The following is an 11934-nucleotide window of genomic DNA, read 5'->3' as shown; positions in this document are numbered from 1 at the left end:
GGTTGCTCCGTTTTTTTCTTATAAGATTGCTAAAATAATAAAGTTCAAAATAAAGAGCAGGTTCACTACCCATAAAACAGGAGAAACTTCGTTGGCCTTGCCTTTGACAACCTTCACAATTGCGTAGAAGATAAACCCAGCTGCGATCCCGTAAGAAATGCTGTAGCACAATCCCATGAAAATACTTGCGAAGAAGGCTGGCACAGCATCCTCTAAATCTAACCAATTGATATCCGCAAAAGAAGCCATCATCATTACCCCAACCAAAATCAAAGCTGGTGCAGTTGCTTGTGCTGGAACAATTGCAATCAGTGGAGAGAATAAACTGCTTAAGGCAAACAAGGCCGCCACAACTACTGAGGTTAAACCTGTCCGTCCACCAGCACCGATGCCAGCAGCCGATTCCACATAAGTTGTGGTATTAGAAGTACCGAAAATGGCACCAATAGAAGTAGCAATCGCATCGGCAAATAATGCGCGATCCATTTTGGTTTTAAAGCCCTTTGTGTTAGCTGCTTCTAAAGCAATTTCATCTTCTTTAGAGAAAATGCCAGTTCGACGACCTGTTCCAATAAACGTACCGATAGTATCAAAAGTGTCCGACAAACTGAAGGCTAAAATCGTCATTAACACCTGTGGTAATTTTGAAGAATCAGAGAATAAAGATCCCATGCCTTCTGAACCAAAGGCTGCACCAAAGGTTGTACCAAGCTCTTGAATGGAGCTGCCTAATGAGTTGCTTTGGAAATCAATAGCGCCCAATTGTACAACACCCATCGGAATACCAATTAAGGTTGTTGCTACGATACCAATCAAAATAGCGCCCCGGACATTTTTTACTACTAAAATGGTTGTTAATACCAAGCCAATCACCGCTAATAAAATCGGTGCATTGTTAAAGTTAGCCAAAGCAGGGACCACACCGCTATTCATAGCTACGCTTGTTGCTTTTCCATTTTCCACTACACTACTAGTAATTGTTGCCGAATCTGCTGAGAAAGCCAGTAAATTAGCATTTTTAATTCCTACATAAGCCACAAAAATCCCAATTCCGCCGCCAATAGCGTGTTGCATACTCTCAGGAATCGCATGAATAATCAGCTTACGAATTTTGGTTACAGTAATTAGAATATTTATAATCCCACAAAGGAAAACCATAGCTAACGCCTGCTGCCAAGAATAGCCCAAACCAAATACTACTGTATAAGTAAAGAAGGCATTTAGTCCCATCCCAGGTGCTTGTGCATAAGGAACGTTGGCGAACAAACCCATTACTAAAGTACCAATTACCGAAGCAATAATTGTCGCCAAAAAGACCGCTTGAAACGGCATGCCCGCAGCAGACAAGATTGTCGGGTTAACAAATAAAATGTAACTCATGGCAAAGAAGGTAGTAACTCCTGCCATTATTTCAGTTGAAACAGTTGTTCCTTGTTCCTTCAACTTGAAAAACTTTTCCATCAGAATAAACGCTCCTTAAATAAATTAGTAATAATGAATACTTTCCGATTATATGTAATCTGGCTCAGTATTTCAACCAAAAGTAGAATGAAATGAACAAAAAAAATAAGAATGTTCGTGTTTTAGTCACGAACACTCCTAAGTTGGCGTTTTTTGATCAATAATCGGAAGAAAAGACTGACAGGGAGCACTAAGATGGTTAGCAGACCCGCTGCTTTTACTAAAGAACTCATAAACAGCTGAAAAAAGGTTCTGGAAGAAATATCCAATGAAAGAGGCCATCTAACAGAAAAGGCAAAGCCGCTGTCGCCGTTGCTTAAGACAAAATTCGGCAAGTCATTAAATTTATCCAAGCTGTATTGATAAAAGCGCTGTAAAATTTGTTGGTAGCTAGATTCAAAGATTACGAACAAGGCCATTAAAAAGACAAAGGCCAACAATAAAATAAACAATACACGAAGAGTAAATACAAGGGGATTTAACGTCAAATAACTGATCACATTCCCACGCTTGATAAAAAGGAACACAAAACTGAAAAACAAAACAATTAATATTCCAAGACAACTATACATAAACCAGTTCACGTAAAAGGATTGAATTTCCTGCACTTCGCCGGAAGTAAACAACTGGATATCATAGGTTATCAAACTAGAATGCAATTGTGAAATCATTGAATATAGTAAAAGTAATGTTGTTAATGCAAATAAAGCGATGCTGGCAAAAGCAAAAGATAAATAGAAAACAAGTTTGCTTTTTGAAAGACCACTCAAAGCTGTTTGTATGGAACTCATGCATCTCACCTCACACTACTAGTATAAAAAGTGAATTTGAAAGAAGTATGAAGTCTCTAAGAAAATGCGACACTTTTTTTGTTTGCAAAAGACATAATAAGTTCTAGATAAAAAAACCATCTAGTGAAATCACTAGATGGTTTGGAATTACTCTTGTACCGGTGTTGCTGATTCCTCTGTACTATGATACTGCTTGTATGTTTGAGTATTGTACAGATTTTCAGTTGAGGTTCCCAGCTTGCTGTAAACACTGGTTGATTTATCCCCCAGTTTACTTTCAGTTTTCTGAAGCTGCTGCAACCCATTTTTGTAGTCATAATCACTTGGATCGATGGTTTCCATGCCGCTTCCGGTATAGAATCGCAAAAGATCACCATTGTTTATATCATCTGAGGTACTCAATTGATCACTTACTGCTTGCTTCCAACCGTCAGCTTTAGCTTGCAGGTTTTCATCTGGTGCAGTCACCATAAAGCCAGTGTGGTTATCATAAAGACTACCGCCGTAGTAAGTGTAATCAGGTGTTACATAATCACCGCTGCGGAAAGCAACGAGCTGATCATTTTCTGGTGACAACAAATCTTGTCCTAATTGAATATATTTACTTGAATCAATTCCCAGTAAATGCAATAGCGTAGGCAGGGCATCGACTTCACCACCATACGTATGGTTAATACCGCCGTTTTCTTGACCTGGAATATGAATCATGTAAGGAACTCGCTGCATTTGAGCATTGTCAAAATTCGTCCAAGACTCTTTGGTTTTTCCAAGCAATGGTGCCAATTCAGAATTTCGAGAAGTAGAGATACCATAGTGGTCACCATACATTACGATCACTGAGTTTTCGTACAAGCCGCTTGCTTTTAAGTAGTTAAAGAATTCTTCAACCGCTTTGTCTAAATAGTTGGCAGTAGCAAAATAACCGTTAATGGTTTCATCATCAGTGTTAGCCATTGGGAAACCAGCTTCATCATTTTGAAACTCACTATATGGATAGTGGTTTGACACTGCAATAAACTTAGAGTAGAAAGGCTGCTGCAAACGTTCCAGATACTTCACAGATTGCTGGAAGAAAGGTTTGTCATGCAGACCATATTGGAATGAGTTATCTTCATTGACATCATAATAAGAAGAATCAAAGAAGTAGTCATAACCAAAACGTTTGTAAGTTTCAGTACGGTTCCAGAAGTTACCAGAGTTTCCGTGGAAGGCAGCACTAGTATAACCAGCTTCCTGTTTCAAAATATCAGGAGCTGCCTGGAAGGTGTTCTTGCCACCTAGTTGGGTGAACAAGGAACCTTGGTTCAATCCAAACAATGAGTTCTCCAGCAAAGTTTCAGCATCGGAGGTCTTGCCAGCTTTTACCTGATGGAAAAAGTTGTCGAAACTGAAGGTGCTGTTTTGATGGAAGATACTATTAATAAATGGTGTTACTTCATGTTCTTGACCATTTTCGTCAGTCAACTTGTAATCAATTAAGAATTGTTGGAAGCTTTCCAAGTGAATGTAGATAACATTTTTATCCTTGGCAATACCATAAAGCTCATCGTTAGGCGCAGCATAATGATTCTTCACGTAAGATTCTACTTCCGTTAAATCATTAGGACTAGCTTCTGCACGAACCTGATTGGTTTTATACGTTTGAATTCCATCGTAGGCTGTAAAGGCGTTAACCCCTAAGTACTTAATCAAGTAATCCCGTGAGAAAGTCCGAGTTAACAATTCGGGACGATCTGCTTCTGCTAAAAATAGGTTAGCTGAGAAAACCATCACAGACAAGGCTGTCATAGCAAAGGCCATCCGAGCTCGAACCGGACGTTCCTCCCGCTTGATCACTTTTTTCCAAAGTAAAATCGGAAGAACCACTAAGTCTAAGACAAACAGCAGGTCATATGGACGGAACAAACGAATTGCGCTTTCTCCCAAACCGCTGGCAACTTTTCCAGCACCTAATAAGGTATTAACGGTGATGAAGTCAGTAAATTCTCGGTAGTATACTACGTTAGAGAACAACAGAATAGTTGCTAAAGCATAGATGAACAGCATGGTTCGATAGGCTGCTTTAGGTCTTCTTACATATAACGCAATCGACAATAAGAACATTGTCGTAGCAATTGGGTTCAGAAATAAAATGAAGTATTGACGAAGACTTTCAATCCCTAAGTTAAATTCGAATAAGTAAGCAAAGATGCTTTTCGCCCACAGTAGAAATGTTAATAAAGCGTAAAAGCCTAAACGCTTATTTAAAAAAGTGGGTGATTTTAAGTTTTTCAATGAATGACTTCCTTTCTATAGAAGAAGTGTCAGAATGTGAATTATGTTCACTCCTTGTCATTCTACCTGCTCAGAGGGGGTACGTCAATCTTTCCTAAAGCTGAAGAAATGATATTTAAAAAAACTTTATAAGCACAATAAGAGCGATTTCTTTGCTATACTATTAAGTAAGAAAGCAGGGATTAAATGTGCGTGTAGAAATAAAAGATCAAGCAGCGAAGAAAATTCGTCGCGGAATTCCATTAATTCAAAAAGAAGACTTAAAGAAAAACGATAAAGACTTACCAAAAGAATGGGTCGAATTTGTCGATAAACAAGGGAAATATATAGCAACTGGCTACTTAGGCAAACAAAACAAAGGCATTGGTTGGGTGGTTGATTATTCACAAGCAGCAATGGAGCCGGCCTTTTTTGAGCAGCTATTCCAACAAGCGGTTGATCGTCGTCAATTTTTCTTTTCCGATGAAACGACCACTGCTTTCCGCCTGTTTAATGGCGAAGGAGATGGCTTAGGCGGAATAACGGTTGATTATTACGATGGTTATTTAGTTGTTTCCTGGTATAACGAGACAATTTATCATTTTCGCCGAATGCTGACAGACTGTTTGCAGAAGATTCTTCATCCCAAGGGAATGGTGGAAAAGATTCGCTTTTCTAGTGAACGGCCTGAAAGTCATTGGGTATCAGGTGAAAAACCTCACGAGCCATTATTGGTTTTGGAAAATGGAGTTAAATATGCTACCTATTTAGATGAAGGCTATATGACGGGGATTTTCTTGGACCAAAAAGAGGTTAGAGGACGCTTGGTCGAGGGAGAGGCTATAGGCAAAAGGGTTTTGAACATGTTTAGTTATACTGGCGCATTTTCAGTAGCTGCAGCTTACGGTGGTGCTGTAGAAACAACTAGTGTTGATTTAGCGCAACGCAGCTTTCCGAAAACTAAAGAACAATTTGAAGTTAATGGACTCTCACTGGATCAAAACAGAATTGTTGTGATGGATACCTTTGAGTATTTCCGTTATGCTGCCAGAAAAGAATTGCAGTACGATCTGATTGTTTTAGATCCGCCCAGCTTTGCCAGAAATAAAAAGAAAACTTTTTCCGTTTTAAAGGATTACGGACGACTAATTGAAGGCAGTTTAGATATTTTAGCTTCAAAAGGCACAATTATTGCTTCTACAAATGCTTCAAATTATGCCATTGAAAAATTTCAATTGGCCATTGAACAAGTGTTTAAGGAACGAAAAGTCAGTTATCATTTAAAGGAAAGCTATCGCTTGCCGGCGGATTTTCCAGTAATTGAACAATTGGCTGAAAGCAATTATTTAAAAGTCTTATTATATGAAATTCAAAAACGGTGATGGAGACGATGACGATGATGGATGTACAAGTGAGAAATGTCCGCTTTGATGCGGGAAAACCGAAAATATGTGTCCCGTTAATTGGCACTACCTTTGATGAGATTATTGAGCAGGCTAGTCAGGCCAAAAAGCATGCTGATGTGATTGAGTGGCGGGCTGATTATTACAAGGATATTTTAGATGATGAAGAATTATTGATCACTTTACTGGCTTTACGAGATGAGCTGCGGGAAATTCCGTTAATTTTTAATCTCCGTACCAAACCAGAAGGCGGTCAAGTTGAGTTGACTTTGCGGGAATATCGTCGTATTAACGAGTTTGCAGTTTCTTCTAGGGCGATTGATATTGCTGATATTGAATTAAGCCACGTAGATAAGTTAGGTTCGACTTTCATAAAATGGATGCAGGCATTGGATACTAAAGTAATTTTAAGTGATCACAATTATCAAGGAACGCCAGAAAACGCTGTGCTGCTTTTCCGCCTAAACATGATGGAGCATTGGGGCGCAGATATAGCAAAAATTGTGGTTGTCCCTGATAATGAGGGGGATGTTATTCGCTTAATGGAAATGACTATGAAGGCGCAAACCTTTGTTACACTTCCGACGATTACCGTATCGATTGGTAAACTGGGCAAGCTTTCCCGAGTTGCTGGGTATTTAGACGGCTCTTGCATGACTTATGGCTGTCTGCCGGGGCATTCTTCTGCTGAGGGTCAGATTGAAGTAGAAAAGCTGGCTGCTATCTTGGCAGAATTCAGCTGAAGTTAAGGAACGTTTTGACGATAAGTGCAAGACGTTCTTTTTTGAATTGTCTAACCTGCAGTTCTTTGATATGCTTTTAAGGAGGTGGGAGAAATGGCAAAGAAAAAAATCACGAAGACCAATGCAATCCGCTTAGTGGAACAAAGAAAGTTTGACTACATTGAACACGAATATCAATGGAGTGAAGATGATTTAGGTGCTGGGCATGTGGCGGAACAGGTAGGCATGGAGCCAGCACGCATTTTTAAAACGCTGGTGGCGGTGGGAAATAAAACAGGTCCAGTTGTGGCGGTGATTCCCAGCAATCATGAGCTGGATTTGAAAAAGATTGCCAAGGTAAGCGGCAATAAAAAGGTTGAGATGCTGCATTTGCGAGATTTAGAAGAGACAACCGGCTATATTCGTGGTGGTTGCTCACCGGTAGGAATGAAAAAGCTGTTTCCAACCTTTTTAGATGAATCAGCTGATAAGTTTGAAAAGATCGCGGTTTCTGCTGGTCGTCGCGGATTGCAGATGGAGCTGGCCCCTTCAGCCATTTTAACATTGACCAAAGGGCAGCTTGTTCCGCTGGTAAAAGATTAGGCAAAAGCCTGATAAGCTGCATGGGTTCCGGCAACATAGCCAGTACAAAAGGCGCTAGTAATATTGAACCCGCCAGTGTATCCATTAATATCCAGTAATTCACCGGCAAAAAACAGGCCGGTGATTTTTTTGCTTTCCATTGTTTTTGGAGAAATTTCCTTCAACTCAATTCCACCTCCTGTAACAAAGGACTTCTCCAAGCCAAAGGTTCCTTTAGCAGTTAATCTCCAGTTCTTGCATAAATCCGCTAAAGCTTCTATTTTTGTTTTTACTAATTGGTTAGCTGGCAATTCACTAATACCCAACTCTTTTAAGAAGTAGTTCAACAGCCGCTCTGGCAAAATTCCGTTAAGCGCATTTTTGACTTGCTTTGTTGAATGCAGCAGCTGATTCTCCAACTGCTGAATCAATTCTTCTTTACTAGCGTTTGGTAAGCAATCTAGCATTAAGGTAACTTTTTTCTGATGCTTTAGCAGTTGATTAATAAAACTAGAACAACGCAACGCCGCTGGTCCAGATACGCCGAAATGGGTAAACAATAAATCCATTTCATGAGCAGTAACTACTTTTCCTTCTTCATTTAAAACACTCAAACGAACATCCCGTAAGGAAAGACCTTGTAATTCTTTGTCTTGAATGAAATCCTCATCTAGCAAAACCGGCGATTCTGTAGGGTATAAAGGAGTTACATGATGCCCAACTTGTTTAGCTAAGCGATACCCATCCCCAGTCGCTCCAGTTGAAGGGTAAGTTAATCCGCCAGTGGCTAAAACAACGCTTTTGGCTGAGTAGTCGCCTTCAGAAGTTCGAACACCAGTGACTTTTTTCTGGTCGTGAATGATTTTATCAACGGTTGTCTGGTATGCAATCGTCACATTCAGCTGCTCCAACTCATTTCTAAGACCATCCACGATTGTTTTCGATTTATTAGTCGTGGGAAAAATTCGTCCATGATCTTCTTCCTTTAGAGCAATACCTCGTTCAGCAAAAAAACGCATAATATCTTCATTATTAAATTGCGAAAAGGTGCTATAAAGAAAACGCCCATTGCCAGGTATATGTTGAATTAAATCCTCGACAGGTCGGTTATTGGTCACATTGCAGCGTCCTCCCCCAGTCATAAGTAATTTTTTTCCCAAACGTTTATTTTTATCAAATAGTATGACTCTTGAGCCGTTGGATGCTGCTGCTATAGCTGCCATCATGCCTGCATTTCCTCCGCCTACCACGATCACATCTGCTTGTTTTTCCATTTTTTTCACCTCGTTGCAAAGTTTATCATGAATTTTCCAACACTTCTATGAGAAAATGATGTAAAATATGAGTATTAAATGTGAGGAGGAGTTTTATGGAAGCAAAGCAATACGTCGAACAGATCCAACAGTACTTAGAGGAAAAAGACCCCAATCAACCCGAATTTCTACAGGCTGTAGAAGAATTTTTACCCACCATCGTCCCATTTTTAGAAGAGCATCCCGAATACATTAAACACAACATCTTAGGAATCATCACAGAACCAGAGCGAATGATTCAATTTCGTGTCCCTTGGCAGGATGATCAAGGAAACTGGCGTGTTAACCGTGGTTACCGCGTACAATTCAATTCTGCTATTGGACCATATAAAGGCGGCTTACGTTTCCACCCAAGCGTAAATTTAAGTATCTTGAAGTTTTTAGGCTTCGAGCAAATTTTCAAAAATAGCTTAACTGGTTTGCCTATCGGCGGCGGTAAAGGCGGTTCGGACTTTGATCCAAAAGAAAAATCAGATGCTGAAATTATGCGCTTTTGTCAAAGCTTCATGACTGAATTATCTAAGCATATCGGACCTAATTTGGACGTTCCTGCTGGCGACATTGGTGTAGGTGGTCGTGAAATTGGCTACTTGTTTGGCCAATACAAACGGTTACGTGAATATGACGCAGGTGTGTTAACCGGGAAACCACTAGGGTTTAACGGCAGCTTGGGACGTACTGAGGCAACTGGATACGGCGCTGTTTACTTTGTTAAGCATTTGCTGGAAGACAGAAACGATTCCTTTGAAGATAAAACAGTGTTAGTTTCCGGCAGCGGAAATGTTGCGATTTATGCAATTGAAAAGGTTCATGAGCTTGGAGGCAAAGCAATTACTTGTTCAGACTCAAATGGTTACGTTTATGACAAAGATGGCATTGATTTAGATCTGTTAAAAGACATCAAGGAAGTTCGTCGTGCGCGCTTAACTGAATATGTGAAAGAACGCAGCAATGCTGAATACTATGAAGGTTCTGTCTGGGACTTTGAGCAAGCAGCAGACATTGCTTTACCATGTGCAACACAAAATGAAATCGATGAAGCTAAAGCTGAACGCTTAGCTGCCAATGGAGTTAAAGTGGTTGCTGAGGGTGCTAACATGCCAAGTACTATGGGGGCTGTGAAGGTTTACCATGGAAAAGGTGTTCTTTACGGACCGGGTAAAGCAGCTAATGCTGGCGGTGTAGCGGTCTCTGCTTTAGAAATGAGCCAAAACTCACAACGCTTAGCGTGGACAAAAGAAGAAGTAGATCAAAAATTAGACGAAATCATGAAAAACATCTACGAAACTTGTCGTGATACAGCTGAAAAATACGCTGAAAAAGATAATTACGCTGCAGGTGCAAATATTGCCGGCTTTGCCAAAGTAGCAGATGCAATGATTGCTCAAGGTTTGGTCTAGTCCTAAAATATTTAAAGGTTCAGACTTGAAAAAAAACCAAAAGAAACGTAAAGTATTACCTGTACGAAGTGATTTTCAAGGAGGAAAAAAAGCATGTCACACATTCGTTTCGATTATTCGAAAGTCGCTCCATTTGTCAATGAACACGAAATGGAGTACATCAAAGGTCAAGTTGCCTTGGCCCACAAAGAATTACGTGAAGGAACTGGTGCTGGTAACGACTACCTAGGTTGGATCGATTTGCCAGTTAACTACGATAAAGATGAATTTGCTCGCATCAAAAAAGCAGCAGAAAAAATTCAATCTGATTCTGAAGTATTAGTAGTTATTGGTATTGGCGGATCATACTTAGGAGCTCGTGCCGCGATTGAATTCTTGCATCAAACATTTTTCAATGTATTGGACAAAGAAGATCGCAAAGCACCGCAAGTATTTTTCGCAGGAAACTCAATCAGCTCAACCTACATTGCTGATTTAATTGAAGTGATTGGTGACCGTGATTTCTCAGTCAATGTCATTTCTAAATCTGGTACTACAACCGAGCCAGCAATTGCTTTCCGTGTCTTTAAAGAATTGTTAGTGAAGAAATACGGTGAAGAAGAAGCAAACAAACGTATCTATGCTACAACTGATAAAGCGCGTGGGGCTGTAAAAACCGAAGCAGACGCAGCTGGTTGGGAAACATTTGTTATTCCTGATGATGTTGGCGGACGTTTCTCTGTTTTAACAGCTGTTGGATTATTACCAATCGCTGCTAGCGGAGCAGACATTGATGCCTTAATGCAAGGTGCAGCAGATGCTCGTGATGCTTACTCAAGTGACAACTTGGATGAAAATGAAGCTTACCAATATGCAGCAATGCGTAATTTGCTATATCGTAAAGGCAAAGTAACTGAAATTTTAGTAAACTACGAACCAGGTATGCAATACTTCAATGAATGGTGGAAACAATTATACGGCGAATCTGAAGGAAAAGACTTGAAAGGCATTTATCCTTCAAGTGCTAACTTCTCAACTGACTTGCACTCATTTGGTCAGTACATTCAAGAAGGCCGCCGCAATATTTTCGAAACCATCGTGAAGGTTGAAAAACCTCGCAAATCAGTTTCAATCCCTAGTCAAGAATCTGATCTTGATGGATTAGGCTACTTAGAAGGAAAAGACGTTGATTTCGTTAACACGAAAGCATACGAAGGAACGCTTCTAGCACATACAGATGGCGGAGTTCCAAACCTAGTATTAAACATCCCAACAATGGATGAATATACTTTAGGCTATGCAATGTACTTTTTTGAAATCGCTGTGGGGATTTCTGGCTACTTATTGGGTGTTAACCCATTTGATCAACCAGGTGTAGAAGCCTACAAAAAGAATATGTTTGCGCTACTTGGCAAACCGGGCTTTGAAGATTTAGCTAAAGAATTGAACGAACGTCTGTAATTAACATTAAGTAAAGTACATTGAGTTATCTGGTTTTTACCAGATGACTCAATGTACTTTTTTTATAATGAGAAATTATCTGATAATAAATAGAATGATATAAATGGAAGTTATTGATTAAATATTTCATACATAAATGGCAACCAAGATATCGATGAAATATAGCGTTTAGACGAAATATAACGAGTGTAATCGAATTTTTAGTTTGTTATATATCAAGTGTTCTTTATCTATCATCGATATTTTTAGAAAAAAACCACTTAAAAACCGTTTTCATTAGAAAGTTCTTATGTTATTATAAAAACATGAGAAAGAAGGAGGATGGAAATGGAAAATATTGAGATTGGTGGTACTTATTTATGCAAAGCTATTGGCTTGGAAAAAGAAGTAGTAGGAGTAGTAGAACAGCTATATACCAATACTGCTTTAATTAATGTACTTACTTATGATCCAATTGATCGTACAAAAGTGATTGAATTGCAAAATAGACTATTAGTAAAGTATGAGGACATTTCTAATCAAATGGAGCTGGAGTATCCAGCGTAAAAGAACAAATAGATGTACTTGTG

The 11934-nt window shown here is 39.4% G+C and carries 10 protein-coding genes; 6 read left to right on the top strand and 4 right to left on the bottom strand.

Annotated features, from left to right (window positions below):
* Positions 1–18 precede the first annotated feature (18 nt).
* The 3 genes from I588_RS23505 to I588_RS23495 form a co-directional block, all read right to left on the bottom strand.
* Entirely contained in the window at positions 19–1461 is a 1443-nt protein-coding gene (locus I588_RS23505) for an NCS2 family permease (RefSeq protein ID WP_010756117.1), read from the bottom strand.
* A 122-nt stretch (positions 1462–1583) separates the two neighbouring features.
* Complete coding sequence (locus tag I588_RS23500) at positions 1584–2252, bottom strand: hypothetical protein (RefSeq protein ID WP_010756118.1); 669 nt, start codon at positions 2250–2252, stop codon at positions 1584–1586.
* Between the two features lie 147 nt (positions 2253–2399).
* Entirely contained in the window at positions 2400–4526 is a 2127-nt protein-coding gene (locus tag I588_RS23495) for an LTA synthase family protein (protein WP_010756119.1), read from the bottom strand.
* Between the two features lie 188 nt (positions 4527–4714).
* Between I588_RS23495 and I588_RS23490 the strand changes: the two genes are divergently transcribed.
* The 3 genes from I588_RS23490 to ybaK all read left to right on the top strand — a co-directional run bounded on the left by I588_RS23490 (position 4715) and on the right by ybaK (position 7233).
* A complete protein-coding gene (locus I588_RS23490; protein ID WP_010756120.1) occupies positions 4715–5887 on the top strand; it encodes a class I SAM-dependent rRNA methyltransferase in 1173 nt (390 codons plus the stop codon).
* A gap of 14 nt (positions 5888–5901) precedes the next feature.
* Positions 5902–6651, top strand: a complete 750-nt coding sequence (aroD, locus tag I588_RS23485; protein WP_010756121.1) for a type I 3-dehydroquinate dehydratase — start codon at positions 5902–5904, stop codon at positions 6649–6651.
* A 93-nt stretch (positions 6652–6744) separates the two neighbouring features.
* A complete protein-coding gene (gene ybaK / locus I588_RS23480; RefSeq protein WP_010756122.1) occupies positions 6745–7233 on the top strand; it encodes a Cys-tRNA(Pro) deacylase in 489 nt (162 codons plus the stop codon).
* On the opposite strand, the gene I588_RS23475 is transcribed toward ybaK, so the two are convergent.
* Entirely contained in the window at positions 7230–8486 is a 1257-nt protein-coding gene (locus I588_RS23475; RefSeq protein WP_010756123.1) for a BaiN/RdsA family NAD(P)/FAD-dependent oxidoreductase, read from the bottom strand. The two genes, ybaK and I588_RS23475, sit on opposite strands and share 4 nt — an antisense overlap.
* Before the next feature lie 95 nt (positions 8487–8581).
* Between I588_RS23475 and gdhA the strand changes: the two genes are divergently transcribed.
* The 3 genes from gdhA to I588_RS23460 all read left to right on the top strand — a co-directional run bounded on the left by gdhA (position 8582) and on the right by I588_RS23460 (position 11911).
* A complete protein-coding gene (gene gdhA / locus I588_RS23470) occupies positions 8582–9925 on the top strand; it encodes an NADP-specific glutamate dehydrogenase (protein WP_010756124.1) in 1344 nt (447 codons plus the stop codon).
* A gap of 93 nt (positions 9926–10018) precedes the next feature.
* Positions 10019–11365, top strand: coding sequence for a glucose-6-phosphate isomerase (locus tag I588_RS23465; protein WP_010756125.1), 1347 nt, complete (start codon positions 10019–10021; stop codon positions 11363–11365).
* A gap of 327 nt (positions 11366–11692) precedes the next feature.
* A complete protein-coding gene (locus I588_RS23460) occupies positions 11693–11911 on the top strand; it encodes a hypothetical protein (protein ID WP_010756126.1) in 219 nt (72 codons plus the stop codon).
* The last annotated feature ends 23 nt before the right edge of the window (positions 11912–11934 follow it).

Source organism: Enterococcus pallens ATCC BAA-351 (assembly GCF_000407485.1).
Taxonomy (GTDB): Bacteria; Bacillota; Bacilli; order Lactobacillales; family Enterococcaceae; genus Enterococcus_A; species Enterococcus_A pallens.
The sequence above is the reverse complement of the archived record's forward strand: the minus strand, read 5'-3'. Positions and strand labels throughout refer to the sequence as shown.

Coding starts and splice junctions, on each gene's coding strand:
- ybaK (WP_010756122.1), top strand. CDS start 6,745: ATGGCAAAGAAAAAAATCACGAAGACCAATGCAATCCGCTTAGTGGAA.
- gdhA (WP_010756124.1), top strand. CDS start 8,582: ATGGAAGCAAAGCAATACGTCGAACAGATCCAACAGTACTTAGAGGAA.
- I588_RS23465 (WP_010756125.1), top strand. CDS start 10,019: ATGTCACACATTCGTTTCGATTATTCGAAAGTCGCTCCATTTGTCAAT.
- aroD (WP_010756121.1), top strand. CDS start 5,902: ATGATGGATGTACAAGTGAGAAATGTCCGCTTTGATGCGGGAAAACCG.
- I588_RS23500 (WP_010756118.1), bottom strand. CDS start 2,252: ATGAGTTCCATACAAACAGCTTTGAGTGGTCTTTCAAAAAGCAAACTT.
- I588_RS23475 (WP_010756123.1), bottom strand. CDS start 8,486: ATGGAAAAACAAGCAGATGTGATCGTGGTAGGCGGAGGAAATGCAGGC.
- I588_RS23460 (WP_010756126.1), top strand. CDS start 11,693: ATGGAAAATATTGAGATTGGTGGTACTTATTTATGCAAAGCTATTGGC.
- I588_RS23505 (WP_010756117.1), bottom strand. CDS start 1,461: ATGGAAAAGTTTTTCAAGTTGAAGGAACAAGGAACAACTGTTTCAACT.